The 25,859-nt window shown below is 69.2% G+C and carries 22 protein-coding genes and 1 pseudogene; 5 read left to right on the forward strand and 18 right to left on the reverse strand.

Translation table 11 applies throughout. From position 1 onward, the window contains the following. Positions 1-10: 10 nt before the first annotated feature. Positions 11-133 (reverse strand): hypothetical protein, encoded by a 123-nt coding sequence (locus BDD16_RS23190; RefSeq protein ID WP_257645009.1) that lies wholly within the window; start codon positions 131-133, stop codon positions 11-13. Between BDD16_RS23190 and mltA the strand changes: the two genes are divergently transcribed. Then, complete coding sequence (gene mltA, locus BDD16_RS07100) at positions 132-1,439, forward strand: murein transglycosylase A (RefSeq protein WP_179633299.1); 1,308 nt, start codon at positions 132-134, stop codon at positions 1,437-1,439. The genes BDD16_RS23190 and mltA overlap by 2 nt on opposite strands. Positions 1,440-1,446: 7 nt before the next feature. Here mltA and cynS read toward each other — a convergent pair whose 3' ends face one another. The 3 genes from cynS to BDD16_RS07115 form a co-directional block, all read right to left on the reverse strand. After that, positions 1,447-1,890: a cyanase gene (gene cynS / locus BDD16_RS07105; RefSeq protein ID WP_179633300.1), complete on the reverse strand. Its 444-nt coding sequence runs from the start codon at positions 1,888-1,890 to the stop codon at positions 1,447-1,449. A 94-nt stretch (positions 1,891-1,984) separates the two neighbouring features. Continuing rightward, entirely contained in the window at positions 1,985-3,106 is a 1,122-nt protein-coding gene (locus BDD16_RS23280) for a GGDEF domain-containing protein (RefSeq protein ID WP_179633301.1), read from the reverse strand. 67 nt (positions 3,107-3,173) lie between these two features. Beyond that, positions 3,174-3,722 carry an Lrp/AsnC family transcriptional regulator gene (locus BDD16_RS07115; protein WP_179633302.1) on the reverse strand — a complete coding sequence of 183 codons (549 nt, stop codon included), beginning with the start codon at positions 3,720-3,722 and terminating at the stop codon, positions 3,174-3,176. A 132-nt stretch (positions 3,723-3,854) separates the two neighbouring features. Here BDD16_RS07115 and BDD16_RS07120 point away from each other — a divergent pair, with 132 nt between their 5' ends. Then, complete coding sequence (locus BDD16_RS07120; RefSeq protein WP_179633303.1) at positions 3,855-7,391, forward strand: indolepyruvate ferredoxin oxidoreductase family protein; 3,537 nt, start codon at positions 3,855-3,857, stop codon at positions 7,389-7,391. A gap of 92 nt (positions 7,392-7,483) precedes the next feature. On the opposite strand, the gene BDD16_RS07125 is transcribed toward BDD16_RS07120, so the two are convergent. Further along, a complete protein-coding gene (locus tag BDD16_RS07125; protein WP_179633304.1) occupies positions 7,484-9,241 on the reverse strand; it encodes an alkaline phosphatase D family protein in 1,758 nt (585 codons plus the stop codon). Positions 9,242-9,422: 181 nt separating this feature from the next. Here BDD16_RS07125 and BDD16_RS07130 point away from each other — a divergent pair, with 181 nt between their 5' ends. Beyond that, the gene (locus BDD16_RS07130) at positions 9,423-10,832 is read left to right on the forward strand and encodes an esterase-like activity of phytase family protein (RefSeq protein ID WP_179633305.1); all 1,410 of its coding nucleotides are present in this window, start codon (positions 9,423-9,425) and stop codon (positions 10,830-10,832) included. 24 nt (positions 10,833-10,856) lie between these two features. Here BDD16_RS07130 and BDD16_RS07135 read toward each other — a convergent pair. The 10 genes and pseudogenes from BDD16_RS07135 to BDD16_RS07180 all read right to left on the reverse strand — a co-directional run. After that, positions 10,857-11,024, reverse strand: a pseudogene (locus tag BDD16_RS07135) (helix-turn-helix domain-containing protein); the annotation flags it as partial. 53 nt (positions 11,025-11,077) lie between these two features. Beyond that, a complete protein-coding gene (locus BDD16_RS07140; protein ID WP_179633306.1) occupies positions 11,078-12,301 on the reverse strand; it encodes a Fic family protein in 1,224 nt (407 codons plus the stop codon). Between the two features lie 115 nt (positions 12,302-12,416). Further along, positions 12,417-13,886: a xylulokinase gene (xylB, locus tag BDD16_RS07145; RefSeq protein ID WP_179633307.1), complete on the reverse strand. Its 1,470-nt coding sequence runs from the start codon at positions 13,884-13,886 to the stop codon at positions 12,417-12,419. Further along, the gene (locus BDD16_RS07150) at positions 13,877-14,818 is read right to left on the reverse strand and encodes an AraC family transcriptional regulator (RefSeq protein WP_179633308.1); all 942 of its coding nucleotides are present in this window, start codon (positions 14,816-14,818) and stop codon (positions 13,877-13,879) included. Before BDD16_RS07150 ends, xylB begins: the two co-directional genes overlap by 10 nt. Positions 14,819-14,827: 9 nt before the next feature. Continuing rightward, a complete protein-coding gene (gene dalD / locus BDD16_RS07155; protein ID WP_179633309.1) occupies positions 14,828-16,240 on the reverse strand; it encodes a D-arabinitol 4-dehydrogenase in 1,413 nt (470 codons plus the stop codon). Positions 16,241-16,265: 25 nt separating this feature from the next. After that, the gene (locus BDD16_RS07160; protein ID WP_179633310.1) at positions 16,266-16,994 is read right to left on the reverse strand and encodes an SDR family oxidoreductase; all 729 of its coding nucleotides are present in this window, start codon (positions 16,992-16,994) and stop codon (positions 16,266-16,268) included. A 14-nt stretch (positions 16,995-17,008) separates the two neighbouring features. Further along, the gene (locus BDD16_RS07165; protein WP_179633311.1) at positions 17,009-18,037 is read right to left on the reverse strand and encodes an ABC transporter ATP-binding protein; all 1,029 of its coding nucleotides are present in this window, start codon (positions 18,035-18,037) and stop codon (positions 17,009-17,011) included. Positions 18,038-18,046: 9 nt separating this feature from the next. Next, entirely contained in the window at positions 18,047-18,877 is an 831-nt protein-coding gene (locus BDD16_RS07170) for a carbohydrate ABC transporter permease (RefSeq protein ID WP_179633312.1), read from the reverse strand. 26 nt (positions 18,878-18,903) lie between these two features. Beyond that, positions 18,904-19,764, reverse strand: coding sequence for a carbohydrate ABC transporter permease (locus tag BDD16_RS07175; RefSeq protein WP_179633313.1), 861 nt, complete (start codon positions 19,762-19,764; stop codon positions 18,904-18,906). A 150-nt stretch (positions 19,765-19,914) separates the two neighbouring features. Next, complete coding sequence (locus BDD16_RS07180) at positions 19,915-21,234, reverse strand: ABC transporter substrate-binding protein (RefSeq protein WP_179633314.1); 1,320 nt, start codon at positions 21,232-21,234, stop codon at positions 19,915-19,917. Between the two features lie 339 nt (positions 21,235-21,573). Between BDD16_RS07180 and BDD16_RS07185 the strand changes: the two genes are divergently transcribed. After that, positions 21,574-22,941, forward strand: a complete 1,368-nt coding sequence (locus BDD16_RS07185) for an MATE family efflux transporter (protein WP_179633315.1) — start codon at positions 21,574-21,576, stop codon at positions 22,939-22,941. Between the two features lie 19 nt (positions 22,942-22,960). Here the strand turns inward: BDD16_RS07185 and BDD16_RS07190 are convergent, their stop codons facing one another. Both BDD16_RS07190 and BDD16_RS07195 read right to left on the reverse strand, forming a co-directional pair. After that, positions 22,961-23,662 carry a fumarylacetoacetate hydrolase family protein gene (locus tag BDD16_RS07190; protein WP_179633316.1) on the reverse strand — a complete coding sequence of 234 codons (702 nt, stop codon included), beginning with the start codon at positions 23,660-23,662 and terminating at the stop codon, positions 22,961-22,963. 32 nt (positions 23,663-23,694) lie between these two features. Beyond that, positions 23,695-24,291, reverse strand: coding sequence for an Lcl C-terminal domain-containing protein (locus BDD16_RS07195; protein ID WP_179633317.1), 597 nt, complete (start codon positions 24,289-24,291; stop codon positions 23,695-23,697). A 93-nt stretch (positions 24,292-24,384) separates the two neighbouring features. Between BDD16_RS07195 and BDD16_RS23195 the strand changes: the two genes are divergently transcribed. After that, on the forward strand, positions 24,385-24,513 hold the full coding sequence (locus BDD16_RS23195; protein WP_257645010.1) for a hypothetical protein: 129 nt from the start codon (positions 24,385-24,387) through the stop codon (positions 24,511-24,513). Here BDD16_RS23195 and BDD16_RS07200 read toward each other — a convergent pair. Next, positions 24,476-25,819, reverse strand: a complete 1,344-nt coding sequence (locus BDD16_RS07200) for an RNA-guided endonuclease InsQ/TnpB family protein (RefSeq protein WP_246332485.1) — start codon at positions 25,817-25,819, stop codon at positions 24,476-24,478. The genes BDD16_RS23195 and BDD16_RS07200 overlap by 38 nt on opposite strands. Between the last annotated feature and the right edge of the window lie 40 nt (positions 25,820-25,859).

A 25,859-nucleotide genomic window follows, 5' to 3' on the forward strand; every position in this document is an offset into this window, starting at 1 on the left:
GCCGCTACAGTCAGCGGTCTTCCGGTTCGTCCTCGACCCGCTCGCCACCGCGGCGGCCCGAGAACATCGTCCACCAGACAATTCCGACCAGCAGCAACCCGGCCCCCAGTGCTTCCAGAATGATCAGCGTCATGTCCTTGTTCCTCTCGAACCGCCCCGAATTCGTGCACCGCGTGCGCCAGCGGGCCGGGGCCGCCCTGGTGGCCGCGATTCTAGGCACGCTGGCCGGCTGTGGCGGCAGGCCGCTTCTGGCCCCCGCACCACCACCGCTGGACATCCCGCCGTCGGTGCAGACCCCGCCGCCCGCCGCCGTCGATGCCGAGATCCGCACGACGCCCCGCGGACGCTGGGTGCGCGGCGAGTGGTCGGACCTGCCGGGCTGGGACGCGGACCAGACGCTGATGGCCTGGCCGGCGCTGCAGCGCAGCTGCGACAAGGCCATCACCGCCGCCAACGGCGGCAACACCAGCGGCCGCGGCCTGGCGGCCGCCAGCATCGCCACTGGCACGGTCAGTTTCAGCCCCTACGCCTTCGCATCCGAGTGGAACGCGCTCTGTCGCGAAGTGCGCCGCCTCGGCCCCGGCCCGAACGAGGCGCAGGTGCGCCAGCTGCTCCAGTCGCGGCTGCAGCCCTGGCGGGTGGAGAGCGCCGAAGGCAAGCCCGAGGGCCTGCTGACCGGCTACTTCGAGCCGCTGCTGGAGGCCAGCCGCGTGCGCACCGAGCGCCACACCGTGCCGGTGTACGGCTTGCCGGCGGACCACGGCCTGCGCAAGCCCTGGTTCACCCGCGGCGAGATCGAGACCCAGCCCGCCGCCCAGGCCGCGCTGAAGGGCCGCGAGATCGCCTGGCTGGCCGATCCGATGGACCTGCTGCTGGTGCAGATCCAGGGCTCCGGCCGGCTCACCTTCACCGAGCCGGGCGGCATGCGGCGCATGGTGCGGCTGGCGTTCGCGGGACACAACGACCAGCCTTACCAGTCGGTCGGCCGCTGGCTGGTGGAGCAAGGCGCGTTCACGCTGGAGCAGGCGAGCTGGCCGGCGATCCGCCAGTGGGCGCGCCAGAACCCGCAGCGCGTCAAGGAGATGCTGGCGGTCAACACGCGCTATGTCTTCTTCCGCGAGGAGCCGCTGGCCGATCCCGCGATCGGCGCGGTCGGGGCCCAGGGCGTGCCGCTGACCCCCGGCCGCTCGATCGCGGTGGACAAGGACAGCATCCCCTACGGCACGCCCGTCTGGCTCGCCAGCACCGAGCCGCAGGTCTGGAGCCAGAACGCGCCGCCCGCCCGCCCGCTGCAGCGCCTCGTGCTGGCACAGGACACCGGCAGCGCGATCCTCGGCGCGGTGCGTGCCGACTACTTCTGGGGCTGGGGCGATGGCGTCGAGGAACGCGCCGGACGCACCAAGCAGCCGCTGAAGCTGTGGGTGCTGTGGCCGAAGTGACGTCGGCTCAGTAGGTCTTGTACGGCAGGAACTTGCCCGACATCGTGATGCTGACCCGGTCGCCCTTCGGATCGGGCTCGCGCTGCAGGTCCATCTTGAAGTCGATCGCGCTCATGATGCCGTCGCCGAACTCCTCGTGGATCAGCTCCTTGAAGGTCGTGCCGTAGACGCTCACCAGTTCGTGGAAGCGGTAGATCAGCGGGTCCGTGGGCACGGAGGTGGGCAGCGAGCCCTTGTACGGCACGACCTGCAGCCAGCGCACCGCCTCGTCGGGCAGCTCGAACACCTCGCCGACCACGCCGGCCTGCGCCGCGGTGAAGGTCATCTGGCCGAGGCAGCCGGCGGTGACCCATTCCTTGCTCAGCCCCACCCGCTCGGCGACCTGCGCCCAGGTGATGCCCTTGCGGACCTTGGTCTCGATGATCAGTTCGGTGACGTCGTTGCGGTTCATGCGGTCTCCTGCAGGTGGTTCCGGTGGCCGCACCGGTTCGGTGCGCCTCCAGCCAGCCATGCGAGAACCGCACCAGCCCGAGAAAGCCCGGCGCTCAGCTCGCCTCGGTCCGGTCGCGCCCGGCTTCCTTGGCCCGGTACATGGCCTGGTCGGCCCGCTCGATCGCGCTGTCGATGTCCCCTTGTCCGAGGCAGCCGGTGACCCCCGCCGAGAAGGTGAGCTGCAGCCCCGGCGCCACCTCGTCGAATGGCGAGGCGCGCAGCCGGTCGCGCAGCCGCTGCAGGCACTGCTGTGCCGCCTCGACCGAGGTGTCCGGCAGCATCAGCAGGAACTCCTCGCCGCCCCAGCGCGCCATCACGTCGCCGCCGCGCAGCTCGGACTCGACCCGGTGGGCGAAGCCGCGCAGCACCTGGTCGCCACCGGCATGGCCGTGGGCATCGTTGATGCGCTTGAAGTGGTCCAGGTCGATCAGCGCGATCGCCAGCGGCAGCTTCTTGCGGGCCTGACGGGCGGTTTCGGTGGCGAGCTGGTCGAGGATGGCGCGGCGGTTGGGCAGACCCGTCAGCTCGTCGCGGGTGGCGAGTTCGCTGATGCGGGACAGCGCCTGCTGCAGTTCGGTCCGCTGCTGCTGGTGCTGCTCGCGCAATTGCGTCACCCGCATCGCCAGCAGGGCCACCCCGGCCAGCACGACGGTGGTGTAGGCCAGGTTCAGGGCCTCGACATCGGCCGGAAAGTGGAACGGATCGGTCAGCGTCAGCCAGCGCGAAGCGGCGCCGAGCAACAGCAGGGCCGCCGCAGCCAGCCCCAGCGCCTCGCGCGGGCCGAGCCGGAACATCGCGAACACGACCACCAGCACCATCAGGCCCAGCGCCGCTCCCCGTGTCGGTCCGGTGACCAGGTAGACCCACACGGCCCCGAACAACCCGGCGACCGACTGCGCCAGCGTCAGCGACGGCTCGATGCCGAAGCGCCGGTGCAGCACCAGATTCAGCCCGCTGCGCATCACCGCCACGAAGCCCAGCCCGCAACCCAGTGCCGCCAGCGCCAGCGGCAGCGCTGCACGGGTGCTGATCAGGTCCAGGCGCCACTGCCACGCCAGGACCAGCGCCAGCACGGCGTACGCGCCCAGCGCCAGCAGGCTCTGGGCCACGCGCCAGCGTTGCGGCCCCGCAGGGCCGAGCAGCCAGTCGGCCACGGGGGTGATGGAACGGTTCACGGAATGGTCAATGCGCCTCGGAATATCCGGGCCGATCTTCACTGATTCCGTGCAGTTTTCCCACCCCTCAGGCCCGCCCGCCCGAATGCGTGAGGTGCGACAGCGGCCAGGCTGCGCCCGCTTTCACTTCGCCCAGCGAAAAGCTGGTGTGCATGTCCTTGACGTTGGGCACCTTGAACAGCGTGTCGCGCGCCCAGCGCGAGTAGGCGTCCAGGTCGGTGGTCACCACCTGCAGCTCGAAGGTGCCGGTGCCGCTGATGTAGTGGCAGGACACGACCTCGGGCATGGCGCGCAGGCCGTCCTCCAGCGCGCGGGTCGCCTCGGCGTTGTTGCGCTCGGCGTCCACGCGCACGAAGGCCAGCACGCCCAGGCCGATGCGGCGGCGGTCGATCTCGGCGCGGTAGCCGGTGATGTAGCCCTCGTCTTCGAGCCACTTGACGCGCCGCCAGGTGGGCGCGGCCGACAGGCCGATCCGGCTGGCCAGCTCGGCATTCGACAGCCGCGCATCGCGCTGCAGCTCCCCCAGGATCGCAATGTCGTAGCGGTCCAGGCCACCTTCCGCTGAATTGCGGGTTTTCCCTGAATCGGAGGGTTCGGGCAATCCTGTTTCGTTCATCTGGCTTCCTTGCTGAAATGCTTGCTGAAGCCAGTGTATTCAGGGCATGAAAAGAAAACACCTGTCGGGCGTGGATGCCTACACTTTCCGCCATTGGCGACCCCGTCCGGTTGCCCGTGCCGGAGCCCTTCGATGAACGCCCCTTTGCCTGATGCGGTCCGCCGCACGCTCGACGCGGTCACGCTCGACGACAAGTACACGCTCGGCCACGGCCGCGCCTTCATGAGCGGCGTGCAGGCGCTGGTCCGGCTGCCGATGCTGCAGCAGGCGCGTGACAAGGCCGCCGGCCTGGACACCGCCGGCTTCATCAGCGGCTACCGCGGATCGCCGCTCGGCACGTATGACCAGTCGCTCTGGGCCGCGAAAAAACACCTCGCCGCGCAGAACATCGTCTTCCAGCCCGGCGTGAACGAGGAACTCGCCGCCACCGCGGTCTGGGGGACGCAGCAGCTCGACCTGTTCCCGCAGACGAAAAAACACGACGGCGTCTTCGGCCTCTGGTACGGCAAGGGCCCCGGCGTGGACCGCTGCAGCGACGTGTTCAAGCACGCCAACATGGCCGGCACCGCGCGCCACGGCGGCGTGCTCGCCATCGCCGGCGACGACCACATCAGCAAGAGCAGCACCGCCGCGCACCAGAGCGACCACATCTTCAAGGCCTGCGGCATGCCGGTGTTCTTCCCGAGCACGGTGCAGGAGATCCTCGACATGGGGCTGCACGCGCTGGCGATGAGCCGTTATGCGGGCGTCTGGGCGGGGATGAAGACGATCCAGGAAGTGGTCGAGTCGTCGTCTTCGGTGAGCATCGACCCGGACCGCGTGAACATCGTCCTGCCCGAGGATTTCCAGATGCCGCCGGGCGGGCTGCACATCCGCTGGCCGGACGCGCCGCTGGAGCAGGAAGCCCGGTTGATGGACCACAAGTGGTACGCCGCGCTCGCCTACGTGCGCGCCAACCGGCTGAACTACAACGTGGTCGCCACGGCGCACGACCGCTTCGGCCTGATCGCCAGCGGCAAGGCCTACAACGACATGCGCCAGGCGCTGATCGACCTAGGGCTGGACGACGACACCTGCCGCGCGCTGGGCATCCGCATCCACAAGGTCAACGTGGTCTGGCCGCTGGAGGCGACGATCACGCGCGACTTCGCCCAGGGGCTGCAGGAGATCCTCGTCGTCGAGGAGAAGCGCCAGGTCATCGAGTACCAGGTCAAGGAGGAGCTGTACAACTGGCGCAGCGACGTGCGGCCGAACGTGCTCGGCAAGTTCGACGAGCCGGACGGGGACCAGACCGGCGGCGAGTGGTCGATGCCGAACCCGAGCCAGAACTGGCTGCTGCGCGCCAAGGCGGACCTGACGCCCGCGATCATCGCCCAGGCGATCGCCAAGCGGCTGAAGCGGCTGGGCGTGCCAGCCGACATCGCGGCGCGCATGGACCAGCGGCTCGACGTGATCGCCGCGAAGGAGCGGGCGCTGGCGACACCGGTCGCGGCAGTCGGGGATCGGACGCCGTGGTTCTGCAGCGGCTGTCCGCACAACACCAGCACCCGCGTGCCGGAGGGCTCACGCGCGCTGGCCGGCATCGGCTGCCACTACATGGCGACCTGGATGGACCGCAGCACCGTCACCTTCAGCCAGATGGGCGGCGAGGGCGTGGCCTGGGTCGGGCAGGCGCCGTTCACCACCGACGCGCACGTCTTCGCCAACCTCGGCGACGGCACGTATTTCCACAGCGGCCTGCTCGCCATCCGGCAGTCGATCGCCTCGGGCGTGAACATCACCTACAAGCTGCTCTACAACGACGCCGTGGCGATGACCGGCGGCCAGCGTGTCGGCGAGCGGCCGGAGGGGCACTCGGTCTTGCAGATCATGCAGAGCCTCCTCGCCGAGGGCGTGGCGAAGCTGGTCATCGTCACCGACGAGCCGGCGAAGTACGCGGGGGTCGCGCTGTCGCCGGGGGTGACGGTGCACCACCGCGATGAACTCGACGCGGTGCAGCGCCAGTTCCGCGAGCTGAAGGGCACGACGGCGATCATCTACGACCAGACCTGTGCGACCGAGAAGCGGCGCCGCAGGAAGCGCGGCACGATGGCCGACCCGGAGAAGCGCGTCGTCATCAACGAGCTGGTCTGCGAGGGCTGCGGCGATTGTTCGACGCAGAGCAACTGCCTGAGCGTCGAGCCGGTCGAGACCGAGTTCGGCCGCAAGCGGCGCATCAACCAGAACTCGTGCAACAAGGATTTTTCGTGCGTGAAGGGCTTCTGCCCGAGCTTCGTCACGGTCGAGGGCGGGCAGCTCAAGAAGCCGAAGAAAGAGCAGCGCGGTGACCTGAGCGCCCTGCCGCCGCTGCCGGAGCCGGTGCTGCCGGTGGCGGAGAGCGCGTGGGGCATCGTCGTCGCGGGCGTCGGCGGCACGGGCGTGATCACGATCGGGCAGGTGCTGGGCATGGCCGCGCACCTCGAAGGCAAGGGCGTCGTCACGCAGGACGCGGGCGGCCTCGCGCAGAAAGGCGGCGCGACCTGGAGCCACATCCAGATCGCCAACCGCCCGGACGCGATCCACACCACCAAGGTGGACATCGCCCGCGCCGACCTGGTGATCGCCTGCGACCCGATCGTCGGCGCGAACAAGGCGACGCTGGCCACGATGCAGAGTGGGCGCACGTTTGTCGCGCTGAACAGCCACGGGGCGCCGACGGCGGGGTTTGTCCACAACCCGGATTGGCAGTTTCCGGCCGGCAACTGCGACACGGCGCTGACGGCGGCGGTCGGCGCGGACGGGCTGGGCGCGTTCGACGCGGAGCAGGCCGCCTCGCAACTGCTCGGCGACTCGATCTACGCCAACCCGCTGCTGATGGGCTTCGCGTGGCAGAAGGGCCGCATCCCGCTGAGCCGGGCGGCGATCCTGAAGGCGATGGAGCTGAACGGCGTGCAGGTGGCGAACAACCAGGCGGCGTTCGACTGGGGCCGCCGCTGCGCGCATGACATGGCGGGCGTGCGCAGCCTGTTCGCGGCGCAGCAGGTGATCCAGATCGTCAAGCGCCCGTCGCTCGACGAGGTGATCGCCAAGCGGGTCGAGTTCCTCACCGGGTATCAGAACGCGGCCTATGCCGACGAGTACCGCGCGTTTGTCGCCAAGGTGCGCACGACCGAGGCGCCGCTGTCGAGCACGAAGCTGACCGAGGCGGTGGCCCGCTACCTGTTCAAGCTGATGGCCTACAAGGACGAGTACGAGGTCGCCCGGCTGCACAGCGACCCGGCGTTTGCGGCGCAGATCGGGGCGATGTTCGAGGGTGAATTCAAGCTCGTCCACCACCTCGCGCCACCGCTGCTGGGCAAGACCGACGCGCAAGGGAATGCGGTCAAGCAGGCGTTCGGGCCGTGGATGCACAAGGCCATGCCTTGGCTGGCGAAGCTGAAGGGGCTGCGCGGCACGGCGTTCGACCCGTTCGGCCGGACCGAGGAGCGGCGCACCGAGCGGGCGCTGGTCGGCGAGTACCGGGCGGCGATCGAGGAGGTGCTGGGGCGTCTGTCAGCGGAGCGGCTGGGGGCGGCGGTGGAGATTGCGCGGGTGCCGGAGGAGATTCGGGGGTATGGGCGGGTGAAGGAGGGGAATCTGGCCAAGGTGCGGGTCAAGTGGGGTGGGTTGATGGCGGTTTGGCGCGCTTGACACCACCTCCGTCACCCTCGCGAACGCGAGGGCCCACGCAGTCCACCACCGCCGATGGACTGCGTGGGTGCCCGCCTGCGCGGGCATGACGGTCAGACCGCCACGATCTTCCGATTCCCCACCCCCGGCAGCACCCGCAGCGCCTTGTCCGACACCGTCGTGTACGTCCGCGACGCCACCGTGCTGACGTACACCCAGTCCGCGCAGCACTCGGCCGGCGTGGCCGTGACGACGAGGTAGCCGCGGCGCGCCGTGTCGGCGTAGACCAGCGGCCCGATCAGCTCGGTCAGACCCGCGGCGAGCGCAGCCGGGTTCTCGTTCGGCAGCACGGTCTCGAAGCCCGGCGAGGTCACCGAGCTGGTCGCGAACTCGACGCCGATCGCATTGCCGCTGGCGTCCTGCAGGTCGCTGGCCCAGGCGTTGTGCGTGTCGCCGGCCAGCACGACGAGGTTCTTGTTCAGCACCCGGGCCGTGCCGAGCAGGGTCTCGCGCGCCACCGGGTAGCCGTCCCAGGCGTCCAGGTTGTACGGCACGCTCGGCTGCGCGAGGACCGCTTGTTCGACCACCGTGAGTGTGGCCGGCGCGGTGCGGGCCTTGTTGACGATCGCGGCGTAGGCCGAGACGCTGACGCCCGAGCCCGGCACCAGCGCGTCCAGCAGGATCGGCGCCGGGATGTGCATGCGGCCCATCAGCACCTGCTGCCCGAGCACCTGCCAGGTCGCGGTCGAGCTGCTCATCTGCGTCTGCAGCCAGCCGGACTGCGCCGTGCCGAGCACCTGCCGCGCCGGGTCGCTCATCGCCGAGGTGAACGCCGCGGCGTTCAGGCCGGTGGCGGTGAGGAAGTTGGCGTAGTCGAGCTGCTGGTCGCGGGCGAGCACGCGGGTGTCGAGCATGTGCAGCGCCAGCAGGTCACCGAACGCGAAGCTGCGGTAGATCGACAGCCGGTCCGCGCCGGTGCGCACCGGCAGCCATTCGTGCCAGGCCTGCACGGCGGCGGCGCGGCGGTCGGCGAAGGCGCCTTCGGTGGCGGTGGTGTGGTTCTCGGCGCCATCGCGCCACGTGTCGTTGGCGATCTCATGGTCGTCCCACACGGCGATCATCGGCACGGCGGCATGCAGCGCCTGCAGGTCGGCGTCGGCGCGGACCTGGGCGTGGCGCTGGCGGTAGTCGGCCAGCGTCAGCAGCTCGGTCGCCGGCAGGGCGAGGCGGCCGAGCGCGGCGGCCTGTTCGTTGGCGTAGCCGTCGCGGCCGTATTCATAGAGGTAGTCGCCAAGGTGCAGCGCCGCGTCCAGATCGTCGCGCTGCGCGGCCGCGGCGTAGACGTTGAAGTAACCCGCCCCGTAGTGCGCGCAGGAGAACACCGCCAGCCGCACCTGGCTGACCGCGCCGACCGGCAGCGTGCGGGCGCGGCCGACGGGCGAGGTCTGGGTGCCGACCTTGAAGCGGTACCAGTAGCGCGTGCCCGGCTGCAGGCCGGTGGCGTCGACCTTGACGGTCCAGTCGCGGCTGGCGTCGGTGGTGGTGGTGCCGCTGGCGACGAGGGTGGTGAACGCGGCGCTGGTGGCCACTTCCCAGGCGACGGTGACGGCGCTGGTCTCGGCGGTGGTCAGGCGGGTCCAGAGGATGACGCGGTCGGAGAGCGGATCGCCGCTGGCCACCCCGTGCGCGTAGCTGACGGTGGGCACGACCACGGCCGGTGCCGCTGCGTCATCGCCGCCGCCGCCGCAGCCGCTCAGACCGAGCGAGCCCAGCGCCAGCCCGCCGAGGGCCAGGTCGCGCACGAAGGTCCGCCGGCCGGCGACGGGTTGGCTGACATCGGACGCGGCATCGGAACGGCGGGCTGGGCTCATGGGGTGTCCTGTGGGGCAAGGGGCGGAGGTTGCCCGGACACTACGCGCGCGGCGTGATCAGGACGTGACAAGGTTCACAGGTGGTGACCGCACCACGGCGGCCCGCTGCGTCACGGGCTGGTCACCGCCCGGTCACCGGGGCGGCCTAGATTGCCGCGCACCGTTGCCTCAGGAGTCCGCCATGTCCTTCCCGCCCGATTTTCCGCCCCGGTTGCCGCCGCATTGGCCCGTCGTGCTGCTGGTGGCCGGCCTGTCGCTGCTCGCCGCGCCGCGCGTGCGCGCCCAGACCGAGGTCACCGCCGTGCTCGCCGGCCACGCGCTGGTGCCGCATGACACGACCGTGCGCGCCCCGCGGGACGCCGGCCCGTTCTTCGCCACCGCCGGCAAGTTCAGCGCCGCCAGCCGCCTGCGCAGCGAAGCGCTCGGCAGCGTGCCGGCCAACACCTTCGTCGGCGATCCGAAGTACCCGCGGGCCTCGGGTGGTGCACTGCCGGTGCAGGGGCAGTCGGTGCAGGGCTTCTCCGGCATCGTGGCGCTCGGCAAGGACACGTTCCTCGCGCTCACCGACAACGGCTTCGGCAGCAAGGTCAACTCGCAGGACGCGCTGCTGATGGTCCACCGGCTGCAGGCGGACTGGACGACCGGCCAGGTCAAGCGCACGCACACCACCTTCCTGCACGACCCGGACCGCAAGATCCCGTTCGCCATCCAGAACGAGGCCACGCGCGAGCGCTACCTGACCGGCGTCGACCTGGACATCGAGTCGATCCAGGTGGTGGGCAACGAGTGGTGGATCGGCGACGAGTTCGGCCCCTACGTGGTCCGCTTCGATGCGCAGGGCAAGGCGCTCGGCCTGATCGAGGCGACGGTCGGCGACAAGACCTACCGCAGCCCGGACCACTACGGAATGGGCCGCCTGCCGAACTACCCCGGCGACGCGGGCACCTGGGACGTGCGCCGCTCGGGCGGGTTCGAGCCGATGGCGCTGTCGAAGGACGGCCGCACGCTCCACCCGATGTTCGAATGGCCGCTGTGGGACGCAGCGACCAAGGCGCAGGAGCAGCACGACGGCAAGCCCTTCACCCGCATCCTGTCGCTGGACGTGGCCAGCCGGCGCTATGGCGCGCAGCAGTGGAAGTACCGCTTCGAGGCGGCCGGTCATGTCGCCGCCGATTTCCAGATGCTGGACGCCACCACCGGTCTGGTCATCGAGCGCGACGACGCCAGCGAAGGCGCCGGCCCCGGCTGCCCGGACGCGCCGCGCACCGACTGCTTCACCCGCCCGGCCCGCTTCAAGCGGATCTACAAGATCGACCTGGCCCAGACCGACGCCGACGGCTTCGTGCGCAAGGTCGCCTTCATCGACCTGACGAAGATCGCCAACCCGAAGCGGCTGGCCAAGGTCGGCCCGAACGAGGACGTCTTCGTGCTGCCGCACCTCGGCCCCGAAGGACTGACGGTGGTGGACACGCGGCACATCGTCGTCGTCAACGACAACAACTTTCCGTTCTCGTCGGGGCGGCAGATCGGCAAGCCGGATGACAACGAGTTGACGTTGCTGGACATCGGGGCGTTGGTGGACGCGAAGTAAGGGGCAGAAGGGACTGGAGGACGATCACCACTCGGCCGGTGTCGCCGGCTCGTCCGTTCCACGCACCTGCAAGGTCAGGTCCAGCCCCAGGCTGCCACACAGCGCCAGCAGTTGCTCGACCGTCATCGCCCCCGGGTTCTGCTCCAGCTTCGACAGCCGCGACTGGCTCAGGTTGATGCGCACGGCCAGTTCGGTCTGCGACCAACAGGCGCCGCTTGCGGGCCGATTGCCGCCACGGTCTCCCCCTACGCTTCCGCCCCACCCTGCTGCGTATCGCCGTCATCCACCTCAGCCTCCGGCCACAGCGCCGGAAAGCAGAACCGCAGCGCATGCAGCGGCAACCCGAAGCGCACCCGCCCCTGCGGCGTGTCGCTGACCAGCAGGCCCCGCTGCAGCAGCGCCCGCAGCAGCGACCCCGCCGTGCGCTCGCCCAGGCCTGTCATCTGCTTGAACTCGCCGCGCTCCAGCGCCCCATCGGTGACGAACAGGTAGTGCAGCGGTCGCAGCGCCGCCATCCGGACACCCGAGCGCAGCGTCTGCTCCTCGAAGGCGAGGCAGGCGGCGATGCGGCGCTCCATGTCGCCCAGCCGCAGCAGCCCCGACATGAATGCCACCTGGTCCTGACAGACCGACAGCACGTAGCCGATCCAGTCCACCAGCGCCCGCTGGCTCAGGTTGCCCCGGCCGTCCAGGTCCCCTCGACGCGATTCGTCCGCCGCCGCCAGCAGCGCGTAGTAGCGGTCGGTGCTTCGCGCAAAACCCCGCAGCGGCGACCACAGCCCCCCGGTGTAGCCCAGCGCTGCCAGCAGCGTGTGCGTGTGCAGCCGCATCACCCGGCCATTGCCATCGACGAACGGGTGGATCCAGCCCAGCCGCTGGTGCGCAGCAGCCAGGGCCAGCAAGGCGGCTTCACCTCGGCGGGTGTTGCCGTACACCTCGGCCCAGCGGGTCAGGAAGGTCGGCACCGCCTGCCACGCCGGGGCGATGTGGTGGCCGACGCTGACCTCGCGGGTGCGCAGGATGCCGGGTGCGATGACGGGGCCAGCGTCAGGGTTCAGGTCTTCGGTCGGCAGGCGGTTGAACAGTTCGCGGTGGATGTCCTGCACGGCGTCGAGGCTGTAAAGCCGCCGGACGCCGTCAGCGCCGGTGTAGCGCGACTCCAGCACCGCCTCGGTCTCGATGTGCGCCACCGCCAGCCGCTGCCGGGCGGCCAGTTCCCGGTTGGCGGAAAAGTCGCGCCGCAGCGCCTGCTCGATCTCGAACGGCCGCGTGTGCTGGCCCTCGATGCGGTTGGAGTAGTACGAGGTCATGCTGCGCAGCAGACAGCGCAGTTCGCCAGGCACCGCTGAGCCGGCCAGCAGGAGCGCCGACCGCGCCAGGTCATGTGCCTGGGACAACAGCGGCGACTGCGCGGCGTCAGACGGCAGCAGCGGCTCGAACTGGTGGACGGAGTCGTAGAGCATGACCATGATTTGCCAACATCATGGCACAGGCAACTCCTTGTCAATCCATGGTTTTTTCATGCCGTTGCCTGCGAGGTTGCCAACCTGGATGCAGACCCTCTGCACACTTACACAGGACGTGTCACGCCGTGGGAAACAGCCCTTCCACCGCCCGGTACAGCGCCTTGAACCGCGCATGCCTCGGCCCCAGCACTGCCGCCTCGGCCGCATCCGGCGCAAACGTCGCCGCCACCTGCGGCGCCCGGCAGACCTCCTCCACCGCCCCCCCATCCGCCAGCCAAGCCAGCCGCGCCGCCCCCAGCGCCCCGCCGGCCTCGCCCCCCCGCCGCGTCACCATCGGCACCCCGATCGCGCTCGCCAGCAGTTGCGCCCACAGCGCGCTGCGCGCCCCGCCGCCGACCAGCGACAGGCTCTCCACCTCCCCCGGCTGCACACCCAGCGAGTGCCACCCGTCCAGCAGCCCGAAGGTCACGCCCTCGACCACCGCATACCCGAGCGCCGCCGCGTCATGGTCGTTCGTCAGCCCGAAGAAGCAGCCCTGCGCGTGCGGGTTGTTGTGCGGCGTGCGCTCGCCGTTGAGGTAGGGCAGGAACAGCGGGGCGCGTGCGCGTTGCTGCGGCGTCAGTTGCGCGACCTGTTCGAGCAGCGCCGCCTCGCTCGCCGCGCCGACGAGGTGCGTGACCCAGCGCAGGCCGTTGGCGGCGCTGAGCATCACGCTCATCTGGTGCCAGGTGCCGGGCAGCGCGTGGCAGAAGGCGTGCATCGCGCTGGCCGGGTTCGGGCGGAAACGGTCGCTGGTCAGGAAGATCACGCCCGACGTGCCCAGCGAGACAAAGCCCTCGCCCGGCCGCACCGCGCCGATGCCGACCGCGCTCGCCGCGTTGTCGCCCCCACCGCCCGCGATCACCACACCCGCCGGCAAACCCCAGCGCGCGGCCAGCTCCGCCTTGAGCACGCCCGACACTTCGCTGCCCTCGACCAGCCTCGGCATCTGCACCTCGGTCATGCCACACGCGGCCAGCACCTCGGCCGACCAGCGCCGCTCGGCGACATCCAGCCACAGCGTCCCCGCCGCGTCGCTCATCTCGCCGACGCGCTCGCCGGTGAGCATGAAGCGCAGCCAGTCCTTGGGCAGCAGCACGGTCGCCGTGCGGGCGAAGAGGTCCGGCTCATGCTTGCGGACCCACAGCAGCTTCGGCGCCGTGAACCCCGGCATCGCGAGGTTGCCGGCGATGTCGTGCAGCCGCGGACACGCCGCCTCCAGCTCCACACACTCAGCCCCGCTGCGCCCGTCGTTCCACAGGATCGCCGGCCGCAGCACCTCGCCCGCCGCGTCCATCAGCACCGCGCCGTGCATCTGCCCGGACAGCCCGATCGCACGGACCTGCGCCAGCGCCGCGCCGTGTTCGGCCTTCAGCCGCTGCATCGCCCGCTCGGTCGCCGCCCACCACTCGCCGGGCGCCTGCTCGCTCCACAGCGGCTGCGGGCGCTGCACGGTCAGCGGCTCACCGACGACGGCGTGGATCTGGTGCTGCGCGTCGAGCAGCAGGAACTTGACTTCGGACGTGCCGAGATCGATGCCTAGGTACATGAGAGGGTTCCGAAGCGGTTGTCCGCCTGCTTGCGGAACTCGCTCGGGGTCATGCCCTTGATTTCCAGGAAGCGGCGGTTGAAGTTGGCGACGTTGTTGAAGCCGACTTCGTAGCAGATGTGGGTGATCAGCCGGTCCGACTCCATCAGCAACTGGCAGGCGCGGTTGATGCGCACGCGGTTGACGAAGTCGGTGAAGGTGTTGCCGGTGGCGCGGCGGAAGAAGCGGCTGAAGCGGCTTTCGCTCATGCCGAGTTCGGTGGCGATGTCGGCCGCCGAGAAGGGCTGCGAGAGGTTGTCGGTGATGCGGCTGACGACCGCGTCGATCTGGTCGAGCGAGTCGTCGTCGTCGATGCTCTGCATCTGCACGTTCGACAGCAGCCGGTAGTCGGTGCTCGCCGAGAGGTCGCACAGGAAGTCGCAGAACGCCGTGAAGCGGCGCAGCCCACGGCCGGCCTTGACGCGGTGCCAGTGCTGCTGGGCGCGCTCGCCCATGCCGAAGAACTCGATGCCGTGCCGCGCCCGCTCCAGCAGCGGCAGCACCTCGGCCAGCTCGGGGATCGTTGCCGCCGAACGGGTCAGCGGCTCGTGGTGGAACTGGATCACCAGATCCCGCTCGGGCACGCCCCCTTCGGGCAGGTCCATCGACAGCCAGTTGTGCGGCAGGCGCGGCCCGGTCAGCACGAGGTGGCCGGGCTGGAACTGGCCGATCCAGTCGCCCACGAACGCCTTGCCCGAGGTGCTGGTGATCAGGTGCAGCTCGTACTCGTCGTGGTAGTGCCAGCGCGCCAGCGGCGTCGGAAACCCGTGCGCCAGACAGCGGATGAACCCGGCTTCGCCCGGCGCCTCGTAGCCCAGGTCGGGCGAGCGGGCGTAGTCGTGCTCCAGTTCAGGCTTGATCTGGCGGGGCGTGGAGCGGGGCTTGGCGGGCATGGCCGGAGCTTATCGGGCAGCGGTCCCGTTGTGTTCCGCCACGAAGCGCGCCACCCGCTCGCCCGCCCCGCGCACCGCCGCCACCAGCCGCGCATCCCCCGCCAGATCGCCCCACAGCGGCCGGTCGGCGCAGAAAGCAGCGACCGGGTCCGCCGCCTCGCAGACCGCGTGCGCCACCGCCGGGTCCATCGCCTGGTCCTGGTAGGTGTAGGGGATCAGTCCCTGATGCCAGCGCTGCAGGTAGGCCAGGAACAGCGCCGGCAGCATCGCCACGCTGTCGATCGTCGCGCCCTGCGCCAGCCGCTCGCGGATCGTCGGCGCGATGAAGCCGGGGATCTTGCTGAAGCCGTCCATCGCGACGCGCTGGTTGGTGTCGCAGATCGCCGGGTTGCCGAAGCGGTCGAGCACCACGTCGCGGTAGGTCGGCAGGTGGATCGGGCACGGGTGCTCGGGCGTGTCGAGCACGGGGATGGTGTCGTCGGTGACGTAGTCGAACGCCATCTGGCGGATCACCGGATCGTGCGTGCCCTCGTGGATGTAGAGGTAGCCGACCAGCGTGCCCGCCCAGGCGATGCACGAGTGCGTCGCGTTGAGCAGGCGGATCTTGGCTTCCTCGTAGGCATCGACGGACTGCACCATCTCGACGCCGACGGTCTCCCACGCGGGGCGGCCGGCGATGAAGCGGTCCTCGATGACCCACTGGATGAAGCTCTCGCCCATCAGCGCAGCGGGGTCATCGACGCCGGTCGCCGCCAGCACGCGCTCGCGCACGTCGGGGGTCGGACGCGGGGTGATGCGGTCGACCATCGCGTTCGGGCTGGTGGTGTTCGTCTGCACCCAGTCGAGCAGCGCGGCGTCGCCAATGAGTTCGATGAACTGCAGCAACCCGCCGCGCGAGCGGTCGCCGTTGTGGCGCAGGTTGTCGCAGTTGAGCAGCGTCACCGGACCCGCGCCACTCGCCATGCGGGCGCGCAGGATGGCGGTCAGCGCGGCGTAGATCGTCGAGCCGGGCTGGCCCGCGCGCGCGGCGTCGAGGTCGGCGCGCAGATCAGCGAAGGTGGCGAGGTCGAGGCGGTTGTGCGCATCGAGGTAGTAGCCGGCTTCGGTGACGGTGAAGGAGATGATCTTCGTGTCGGCGCTCGCCCCTTGCGCGACGAGGCCGGCGAGGTCGGACGTGTACGGGATGACCTGGCGGATCGAGGTGACGCGCTCGTAGCGGTGCTCGCCCGCCGGGGAAATGGTCTCCAGCGTGTAGGCGCCGCCCTGGGCGGCCAGCGCGGCCATCGTCTCGGCCATGTCGGGGCGGGTGTTGCCGCCCGCGAGTTGCCACGCGGTGTCGCCGGTCTGGATCAGCGCGTGCAGGTAGACAGCCAGGTGGGCGCGGTGGAACGAACCCAGGCCGAGGTGCAGGATGACGTTCATGGTGGTGCGTCGTGTCGGTGAGGGGTTACAGATCGAAGTTGCTGGGCATCATCACGACGTCGCGGATCGTCATGCCCCGCGGCCGGGTCAGCATGAAGGTGATGACTTCGCCGACCTCAGCCGGGTCGAGCAGGCTGCCGGACGCCCGCGCCTCGGCCAGCTTGTCCGCCGGCCAGTCGGCGAGCAGCCCCGTCATCACCGGCCCCGGCGAGATCGCGCCGACGCGGATGCCGTGCTTGAAGACCTGCCGGCGCGTCGTCTGCACGAAGCAGTCGATCGCCCACTTCGACGAGGCGTAGACGGGCTCCCACGGCGTCGGGTAATGCGCCGCGAGCGAGCTGGTGACAAGGATGTCGCCCGAGCCGCGCGCGATCATGTGCGGCAGCACGTCGCGGACGTTCTTCATCACGACGTTGATGTTCAGGTGCAGCATCCGGTCGATCGCGTCGGTGTCCGCGTCCACCAGATCGCCGCCGACGTACAGGCCCGCGTTGGCGTGCAGGATGTCGAGCCGGCCGGCGAGTTCGAGCACCCGCGGCACCAGCGACTTGCACTGCGCCGCATCGAGCAGGTCGAGCTGCAGCGGGATGACCGCGTCGCCGTGCTGCGCCTGCATCGCGGCCAGCCCGGCGGCGTCACGGTCGACCAGCACGACACGCGCGCCACCCGCCAGCAGCGCCTCGGCGCTGGCGCGGCCGATGCCCGAGGCCGATCCGGTGACGGCGGCGACTTTTCCCTGGAATGCCTGGTTCATGCGGTTCCCCCGGTTCACACCGCGCGGGCGGCACGGCCCTGCGCATCGAAGCGGTGCGCGTTGGCGGCCTCGACGACGATGCCGACGCGGTCGCCGTTGCGCAGCGACGAGCGCGTGGCCTGGCGCGAGACCAGTTGCGCGCCGCTGTCGGTGGTCACGTAGATCAGCGTCTCGGCGCCGAGCGACTCGACCAGTTCGACCGTGCCCGGCAGCCCGCCGGTGGCTTGTGCGGCCGGCTGCAGCGTCACGTCCTCCGGTCGCAGCCCGAGGAACCCGCCCGCCGGCACACCCGGCACCGTCGGCACATGCTTGCCTTCGATGACGTTCATCTGCGGCGAGCCGATGAACTGCGCGACGAACTGGTTCGCCGGCTTGTCGTACAGCTCCAGCGGCGTGCCGACCTGCTCGATCACCCCGTCGCGCAGCACGACGATGCGGTCGGCCAGCGTCATGGCCTCCACCTGGTCGTGGGTCACGTAGATCGTGGTCGCGCCCAGGTCGCGGTGCAGCTTGGCGATCTCGACCCGCGTCTGGCCGCGCAGCGCCGCGTCGAGGTTGGACAGCGGCTCGTCGAACAGGAACACCTTCGGCGCCCGCACGATGGCGCGGCCGATCGCCACGCGCTGGCGCTGGCCGCCGGACAGGGCCTTGGGCGTGCGGTCGAGGTAGGTGGTCAGGTTGAGGATCTTCGCCGCGCGCTCGACCTTCTCGCGGATCACCTTGGGGTCGACGCCAGCGAGCTTGAGCGCGAAGCTCATGTTCTCGTAGACGCTCATGTGCGGGTAGAGCGCGTAGCTCTGGAAGACCATCGCGAGATCGCGCTGGCTGGACGGCAGGTGCGTGATGTCGCGGCCGTCGAGCAGCAGCTTGCCGCCGTCGATGCGCTCCAGCCCGGCGATCAGGCGCAGCAGCGTCGACTTGCCGCAGCCGGACGGGCCGACGAAGACGACGAACTCGCCTTGCTCGATCGACAGGTCGATGCCCTTGATCGCGCGGTGCTCACCGAAGAATTTCTCGATGCCTTGGAGTTGGAGGTAGGCCATGGATGTCTCTTACTTGACGGCGCCGAAGGTCAGACCTTGCACCAGTTGCTTCTGGCTGAACCAGCCGAACACGACGATGGGCGCGATGGCCATCAGCGAGGCCGCCGACAACTTGGCCCAGAACAGCCCTTCCGGACTGGAGTAGCTGGCGATCAGCGCGGCGAGCGTGCCGGCCTTGGCCGCGCTGAGCGTGAGGCTCCAGAACGCCTCGTTCCAGCTCAGCACCAGGCACAGCAGCCCCGTGGACGCCAGCCCGCCCAGCGACAGCGGCAGCAGCACCTGGCGGAACTCCTGCCACAGCGTCGCGCCGTCCATGCGCGCGGCTTCCAGGATCTCGGGCGGGATGTCCTTGTAGCCCGAGTACAGCATCCAGACCATGATCGGCAGGTTGCTCAGCGTGAAGATGATGATCAGCCCGAGCTGCGTGTCGAGCAGGCCCGACCACTGCGCCAGCACGTAGATCGGCATCAGCGCACCCACCGCCGGCATCATCTTCGTGGACAGCATCCACATCAGCACGTCCTTGGTGTGCGGGCCCTTGAAGAAGGCCATCGAGTACGCCGCCGGGGCCGCCAGCAGCAGACCCAGCACCGTCGAAGCCACGCTGGTGACCAGCGAGTTCTGGGCGTAGAGCAGGTAGTCGCTGCGTTCCTGCACCTCGTGGAAGTTCTCCAGCGTCGGTGTGAAGAACAGCAGCGGCGGCACGGAGATCGCCTGCAGCTCGGTCTTGAACGCGGTCAGCACCAGCCAGCCGAGCGGGAAGAACAGGAGCAGCGTCACCAGCCAGGCGACGACGGTGCGCACCGCGAGGGCGGGCGTGAAAGTGGGGGCTCTGGACATGATGCGTGCGGGTCAGGTTGTCGTCGTCATTTGTCGAGGTTCTTGCCGACCATGCGGATCAGGAAGGCCGCCGCGATGTTGGCCAGCACCACCGCGAACAGCGCCCCCGCCGAGGCCACACCGGCGTCGAAGTTCAGCAGTGCCTGCTTGAAGATCAGGAAGGCCATGTTGGTGCTGGCGTCGCCGGGGCCGCCGCCGGTGGTCGTGTAGATCTCGGCGAACACGCTCAGCAGGAAGATCATCTCGATCATCACCACCACCGCGACCGAGCGGCCGAGGTGCGGCAGGTAGAGGTAGCGCAGCTGCTGCAGGTAGGTCGCACCATCCATGCGCGAGGCTTCGAGCTGGTCGCGGTCCATGCTCTGCAGCGACGTGATGAAGATCAGTGTGGCGAACGGCAGCCACTGCCACGACACCATGATGATCACGCTCAGCAGCGGGAAGTCGGTCAGCCAGTCCACGGGCTGTGCGCCGAAGAAGATCCAGACCTGGGCGAGCACGCCGTAGATCGGGTTCATCATCATGTGCTTCCACAGCAGCGCGTTCACCGTCGGCATGACGAAGAACGGACTGATCAGCAGGATGCGCACCAGGCCGCGGCCGGGGAAGGGATCGTCGATCAGCAGCGCGATCCCGATGCCCATCCCCACGGTGATGAGGATCACGCTGCCCAGCAGCAGCAGCGTGTTGACCACCGAGGTCGAGAACGACGGGTCGGTGATGAAGTATTCGAAGTTCTCGAGCCCGATGAAGCCGGTGGCTTCGGGCTGCATGAGGTTGTAGCGGATGACGCTGAAATAGATCGTCATCACCAGCGGCACGATCATCCACAGGAAGAGCGTGACGACAGCGGGCGCCATCAGGGCGCGGGGCAGGAATCGGTTCATGGGGGCTGTCACCCGTGTGCAAGGCCGGTGGGGGCGTGGCGGCACCAGAAGGATCCGGTGCCGCCACGCCCGCCGGCGGGTCTCACCTCACCACAGGGAGAGGGTCGAACAACCCGGGCCGCCAACGCGCGTCACCCGGGCCGGGCGGGCTTACTTGTAGTAGCCGGCCTTCTTCATCTCGCGCTCGGCCGCGGTCTGGCTGGCCTTCAGCGCAGCGTCGATCGAGGTCTTGCCGGCCAGGGCCGCACTCATCTGCTGGCCCACCGCCACACCGATCGACTGGAACTCGGGGATCGCGGCGAACTGCACGCCCACGTACGGCGACTTCGGCAGCGTCGAGTCGTTCGGGTTGGCGCTGTCGATGGCGGCCTTTTCAGCCGCGGCGAAGACGGCGGCCTTCTGGAACGCCGGGTTGGCGTAGGTGCTCTTGCGGGTGCCGGTCGGGACCGCGGCCCAGCCGTTGGTCTTGGCCACCAGCTCGATGTACTCCTTCGAGGTCGCCCAGCTCACGAACTTCTGCGCCGCGTCCTGCTTCTTGGTGCCCGACGGAACGGCCAGTGCCCAGGCCCACAGCCAGTTGGCGCCCTTCGGCGTGTTCATGGTCGGCGCTTGCGCGAAGGCCACCTTGTCAGCGACCTTGGACTGCTTCGGGTCGGTGATGAACGACGCCGCGATGGTCGCGTCGATCCACATGCCGCACTTGCCTTCGTTGTACAGCGCCAGGATCTCGTTGAAGCTGTTGGCCGACGAGCCCGGGGGGCCGTAGTTCTTCAGCAGGTCGACATAGAACGTGATCGCGTCCTTCCAGGGCTTCGATTCGAGCTGCGGCTTCCACTGCATGTCGAACCACTGGCCGCCGAAGGTGTTCACCAGCGTGGTCAGGAAGGCCATGTTGTCGCCCCAGCCCGGCTTGCCGCGCAGGCAGATGCCGTACACGCCGTTCTTCGGGTCGTGGATCTTGCTGGCCAGCGTCTTGATGTCGGCCCAGGTCGGGTTGGCCGCGACGGTGATGCCGGCCTTGTCCGCCAGGTCCTTGCGGTACATCAGCATCGAGCTTTCGCCGTAGAACGGAGCGGCGTACATCTTGCCGCCGACCGACAGGCCGTTGCGCATGGCCGGCAGGATGTCGTCGGCGTCATAGGCGGCGTCGGTCTTGAGTTCCTGCAGCCAGCCCTTCTTGCCCCAGATCGGGGTTTCGTACATGCCGATGGTCATCACGTCGAACTGGCCACCCTTGGTGGCGATGTCGGTGGTCACGCGCTGGCGCAGCGTGCCTTCCTCCAGCGTGACCCACTTGACCTTGATGTCCGGATTGGCGGATTCGAAATGCTTGGTGAGCTTCTGCATTTCGATCATGTGGCCGTTGTTGACGGTGGCGACGACGAGTTCGGTCGCGGCCTGGGCCATCGTCGTCAGGCCGGCGGCGAGACCGAAGGCCAGGGCCAGGGATGCTTTGAGCGTCAGCTTCATGGGGTGTCTCCTCTTGGGGGTGGAACAAGGAACCGATCGACAGGCGCAACGATAGACGTGCCGTGATGCTGTTCTCGATACTGGCATCGCGTCTTCATGTACTCGATTGCACAGAGAGGTTGGTGTTTTCCATGATCAATGACAGCAAAGTACATGTTTGTACTTTTTTGCAGTGCTGTTGCGCAATACAGGATCTGCCTGGCGCGGTCCGGTCCCTGCCCAGGATCGCCGGATGCCCCTTTGGCGAGAACACCGCACTGGGTTACACGAAGATTACGCCCCAGAATGGTGGAACCGTTTCCAGCCCATTTCAGCCCATTCCCGCCGCCCCTCGCCACCATGAACACCCACGCCCGCCCGCGCCTGAACGCCATCGCCGGCCCCATCCTCGGTGAATTCCTCGTCGGCATGAGCGTGGCGATGGCCGGGCTGTGGCTGGCCTCGCAGACCTCGGACGTCGCCGCCGGCGCCTTCGGGATGAGCAACCAGGTGATGGAGACACTGTTCGTGCTGTTCCGCGTGCTGGCGATCGGTGTCGGCGCAGGAATCACGCAGGCGGTGGGCGGCCAGCGGCCGGAGGCGGCGCGGCGCACGGCGCTGGTCGGGCTGGGGGCGAGCACCTGGGCAGGGGCGTTCGTGGCGGGCTGGATGCTGCTGGCCAACGAGTGGACGCTGGACGTGCTGAATGCCCCCTCGGGCGTGAGCCTGCTGGCGGCGCCTTACCTGCAGGCCCTGGCGCTGGCGATGGTGCTGGAAGCGTACAACCTGACCATGGCAGCCATCCTGCGTGCCCACCTGCACGCCCGCGACACGCTGCTGGTCATGCTGGTGATGCACAGCGTCCACCTGGGACTCGCCTTCGTGCTGATGCGCGGCGTGGGCAGCTGGGACGGGCTGGGGCTCTACGGCTACGCGGTCGGGCTGGTGGTCAGCCGGGTGGTGGGACTGGTGATGCACCTGCGCTTCTGGCGCCTGCGGCTGCAGCTGGTGCCGCACCGGCGCGACTGGTGGGTGTGCCCCGTGCGGTCGCTGATGCCGGTGCTGCGCACGGGCGTGCCGGCGGCTTCGCTGGAGCTGGTCTACCGGATCGGTTTCATGATGTCGCTGGCGGCGGCGGCCAAGCTGGGCGTGCCGGCACTGGCGGCGCAGGCCTACACGCTGCAGACGCTCAAGTACGTGATGCTGGTGAGCCTGTCGATCGGCTGGGCCTGCGAGATCATGGTCGGCCACCTCGTCGGCGCCGGCGAATTCCGCACCGCGCACCAGCTCGTGCGCAAGGGCCTGCGCAACGGGATGCTGGCCTCCGGGGCGCTGGCCCTGCTGGCAGCGGCGAGCGCCCCGTGGCTGATGCGCGCCTTCACGCGCGACCCGGAGGTCATCGCCGCGGCGCAGACCCTGCTGTGGATCGCCTTCGCGCTGGAGACCGGGCGGGTCGCCAACATCGTCGTGCTGGGTGCGCTGCGGGCGACGGGCGACGTGGTGTATCCGGTGGCGGCGAGCATGGCCTCGCTGATCCTGGTGCTGGGCGTGGGCTCGGTGGTGCTGAGCCGCTACTTCGGACTGCCGGGCATCTTCATCGCCTACGCCGCCGACGAGTGGATCCGCGGCACCATCCTCTACCACCGCTGGACCACCCACGGCTGGGTGCAGCACGCCCGCGAGATCTACCAGCGCATGCGCACGCCGGGGGCGGAGACGCGGTTCTGAGCGCTGCGGGACAGCCGGCTCAGACCACCCGCACGCGGATCTCGCCCAGCCCGTCGATGCCACCCCGCATCACCTGACCGCGCTCGACCGGGCCGACACCTTCGGGCGTGCCGGTGTAGACCAGGTCGCCGGGCTGCAGCGCAAAGTAGGTCGAGAGGTTGGCGATCACCTCGGGCACCGACCAGATCAGCGCGTCGATGTCGCTGCGCTGGCGGTCGGCGCCGTCGATCTGCAGCCAGACCGCGGCCGACGCCGGGTGGCCGATGTCCTCGGCGGCATGGATCAATCCGATCGGCGCCGAGTGGTCGAACGCCTTGCCGAGCTCCCACGGGCGGCCCTTGTCGCGCATCTTGAACTGCAGGTCGCGCCGCGTCATGTCCAGCCCGACGGCATAGCCGAACACATGGTCCAGCGCCTGCCCGACCGGGATGTCGCGCCCGCCCCGCCCGATCGCCACGACCAGCTCGATCTCGTGGTGGACGTTGCCGGACTGCGGCGGGTAGGGGAACTCGACCGTCTGCCCCGGCGGCGCGACGACGATGCTGTTGTCGGGCTTGCAGAAGAAGAACGGCGGTTCGCGCTCCGGGTCGAAACCCATCTCGCGGGCGTGCGCGGCGTAGTTGCGGCCGACGCAGTAGAGGCGGCGCACCGGAAACAGCGTGTCGCGGCCGGCGACCGGAACGGCCACCTGGGGTTCGGGCGGGAAGGCGTAGAGGCTCATCGAAAACGGCTCCTTGTAACGCCGCGATGATGTCAGTTCTGCAGCGACCAGACCAGCCGCACCGGCAGCTCGGTCCGCTTGAGCACATCGCCCCGCGCCTCGCCCGTCGCCGGATTCACGGCCCAGCCATGGAGAAACGACAGCTGGGTGGTGTTCTCGTCGGTGCGACCGCGCTGGATGTTGGCGTAGTTGTACTGGTTGACTGGCGACAGGTTCGTGTCGATGCTGGCCGTCATGGCCCAGTGGCTCTCGGCGGGGGCGGCGGGAAACAGCACCGGGTCCAGCCCGGGCGGTGGCCCCGACCGGTGCACCAGCCGCTCCAGCTCGGTGACCCGCGGCAACCGCCAGGCGAACCCGTCCGCGTCCTTGCGCGCCGCCGCCAGCGCCAGCGCCTGGGCATGGCCGACGCGCGCCGGCTGGCCGGTGCAGGTCCGGCCATTCCAGCGCATGCCCTCCACGCAGCGCGCCCATGCCAGCCCCGTGTAGGGATCCAGGACCTGCGCGCCGTTGTCGGCGGGAACGAGGGCCGGTGCGTCCGCCGGAATGGGCGGGGCCGCCTGCACGGTGGCAGCGAACAGGACGGGCGCCAGCACGCGCAGCAGCCGGCAGTGGAGCGGGAGGATCGACATGGAGGCTTATTCGGCCGATCCCCCGGAAATCTGAACCGCGCGTCCGATCAGGTCCATACTGGGTCACGCCTCCACCACCACAAGGAATTGCCCATGTCCAAGAGTCAGAACGGCAACAAGGAGGTCAAGAAGCCCAAGAAGGTCCCGCCGAAGCCGCTGCCCGCCGGCGCAGCACCGCCGACCATCACGGCAGCCGCTCCCCCGGTGCGCCGCAAGAAATGACATGTCGTGATTTGAAATCCTCCCCGCCCTGAAGGGCGAGGATTCCGGCGGACGCGACCGCTTGCGCGGCCGGGCCTTCGGCGGGTTCCTGCTTCATTGCGGCTGCGCGTCGTCCCCTCACGGGTCTGGCGCGTCTGACCTCCGCTCCACAGGCTTCGGGTCTTTCGACCCAGACCGCGTGTCCCGCGGCCAGTACGTTCTTCGCGGCGTTCAGGTCCGCGTTTTCTTCATGTCCGCACGCTTCGCACTCGAAGCGGGCTTGCGTCGGCCGGTTCTCCCTGGCGGTGTGCCCGCAGGCGCTGCACCGCTGGCTCGTGTACGCCGGGTTCACTGGCACCACTGCACCACCTCGGGCGGCTGTCTTGTATTCCAGTTGTCGCCGTGCCTCGCCCCACGCCTGATCGAGGATCGAGCGGTTCAGCCCTGCTTTATGCCGCACCCGCTTTCCCGGCTCGGCAACCGTCCCCTTGGCGCTGGCGCTCATCGCTGCCACCTTCAGATCCTCGATGGCGATCACAGGATGAGCGTCAGCCCACTTCGTCGTCAGCTTGTGCAGCCAGTCGCTGCGCTGCGCCGCGATCCGGGCATGCACTCTGCCCAGCCGGTCGATCGCCTTGCGTCGATTCTTCGAGCCCTTCACCTTGCGCGAGACGCTGCGCTGGACCCGCTTCAGGTACTTCTGCTGCCGCTTCAACGCATTCAGCGGCGCCACGCACTCACCGTCCGTCGTCGCAGCGAACAGCTTCACGCCGAAGTCGATCCCCAGTGTCGGCACCAGCCCCGCTGCCGGGATCACGTCCGGCTGCTCCACCTGGATCGACACGAACCAGCGGCCCCGCTCCTGCGTCAGCGTGTAGTTCCGAACCACACCCTCGACCAACTGCGACCGACGCATCCGGACCCAGCCGAGTTTCGGGGGTTTCAGGCGCTGGTTGTCCGTGTCGAGCTTGCAATCCGAAGCCTTCGGGAACCGCAGCCCGGCGTCCTGGCCCCGACCCCGAAACCTCGGATAGCCGCCATTCCTCTCGAAGAAGCGTCGGTAGCTCGCCTCCAACCGCTTGAGCGTCTGCTGCTGTGCCTGCACGGGTGTTTCGGCCAGCCACGCCGTGTCCGGATCGTTGCGCCACATCGTCAGCCAGCGGCACATCGCAGCAAAGCCCGAGAACTTCTCGCCCGCCTCCCTCAGCCGCTGCTGTTCGCCGATGGCCCGGTTCCACACCCAGCGGCACGCGCCTGCGAACCGGCGCAGGGTGTGCGCGGTGCCGGGCTTGGGGAGCAACTGGAAGCGGAAGGCTCGAATTGGCATGGTTGAAACTGTACATAAAACCAGTCAACCATGCCACAGG

Origin of the sequence: Sphaerotilus montanus (assembly GCF_013410775.1) — a bacterium.
Taxonomy (GTDB): Bacteria; Pseudomonadota; Gammaproteobacteria; order Burkholderiales; family Burkholderiaceae_C; genus Sphaerotilus; species Sphaerotilus montanus.

Excerpts from the sequence above, each read along its gene's own strand:
- BDD16_RS07130 (WP_179633305.1), top strand. The coding sequence starts at position 9,423 with ATGTCCTTCCCGCCCGATTTTCCGCCCCGGTTGCCGCCGCATTGGCCC.
- BDD16_RS07150 (WP_179633308.1), bottom strand. The coding sequence starts at position 14,818 with ATGCCCGCCAAGCCCCGCTCCACGCCCCGCCAGATCAAGCCTGAACTG.
- BDD16_RS07180 (WP_179633314.1), bottom strand. The coding sequence starts at position 21,234 with ATGAAGCTGACGCTCAAAGCATCCCTGGCCCTGGCCTTCGGTCTCGCC.
- BDD16_RS07190 (WP_179633316.1), bottom strand. The coding sequence starts at position 23,662 with ATGAGCCTCTACGCCTTCCCGCCCGAACCCCAGGTGGCCGTTCCGGTC.
- BDD16_RS07185 (WP_179633315.1), top strand. The coding sequence starts at position 21,574 with ATGAACACCCACGCCCGCCCGCGCCTGAACGCCATCGCCGGCCCCATC.
- BDD16_RS07115 (WP_179633302.1), bottom strand. The coding sequence starts at position 3,722 with ATGAACGAAACAGGATTGCCCGAACCCTCCGATTCAGGGAAAACCCGC.
- BDD16_RS07140 (WP_179633306.1), bottom strand. The coding sequence starts at position 12,301 with ATGGTCATGCTCTACGACTCCGTCCACCAGTTCGAGCCGCTGCTGCCG.
- dalD (WP_179633309.1), bottom strand. The coding sequence starts at position 16,240 with ATGAACGTCATCCTGCACCTCGGCCTGGGTTCGTTCCACCGCGCCCAC.
- BDD16_RS07200 (WP_246332485.1), bottom strand. The coding sequence starts at position 25,819 with ATGCCAATTCGAGCCTTCCGCTTCCAGTTGCTCCCCAAGCCCGGCACC.
- mltA (WP_179633299.1), top strand. The coding sequence starts at position 132 with ATGTCCTTGTTCCTCTCGAACCGCCCCGAATTCGTGCACCGCGTGCGC.
- BDD16_RS07125 (WP_179633304.1), bottom strand. The coding sequence starts at position 9,241 with ATGAGCCCAGCCCGCCGTTCCGATGCCGCGTCCGATGTCAGCCAACCC.
- BDD16_RS07160 (WP_179633310.1), bottom strand. The coding sequence starts at position 16,994 with ATGAACCAGGCATTCCAGGGAAAAGTCGCCGCCGTCACCGGATCGGCC.
- xylB (WP_179633307.1), bottom strand. The coding sequence starts at position 13,886 with ATGTACCTAGGCATCGATCTCGGCACGTCCGAAGTCAAGTTCCTGCTG.
- BDD16_RS07120 (WP_179633303.1), top strand. The coding sequence starts at position 3,855 with ATGAACGCCCCTTTGCCTGATGCGGTCCGCCGCACGCTCGACGCGGTC.
- BDD16_RS07175 (WP_179633313.1), bottom strand. The coding sequence starts at position 19,764 with ATGAACCGATTCCTGCCCCGCGCCCTGATGGCGCCCGCTGTCGTCACG.
- BDD16_RS07170 (WP_179633312.1), bottom strand. The coding sequence starts at position 18,877 with ATGTCCAGAGCCCCCACTTTCACGCCCGCCCTCGCGGTGCGCACCGTC.
- BDD16_RS07195 (WP_179633317.1), bottom strand. The coding sequence starts at position 24,291 with ATGTCGATCCTCCCGCTCCACTGCCGGCTGCTGCGCGTGCTGGCGCCC.
- BDD16_RS23190 (WP_257645009.1), bottom strand. The coding sequence starts at position 133 with ATGACGCTGATCATTCTGGAAGCACTGGGGGCCGGGTTGCTGCTGGTC.
- BDD16_RS23195 (WP_257645010.1), top strand. The coding sequence starts at position 24,385 with ATGTCCAAGAGTCAGAACGGCAACAAGGAGGTCAAGAAGCCCAAGAAG.
- cynS (WP_179633300.1), bottom strand. The coding sequence starts at position 1,890 with ATGAACCGCAACGACGTCACCGAACTGATCATCGAGACCAAGGTCCGC.
- BDD16_RS07165 (WP_179633311.1), bottom strand. The coding sequence starts at position 18,037 with ATGGCCTACCTCCAACTCCAAGGCATCGAGAAATTCTTCGGTGAGCAC.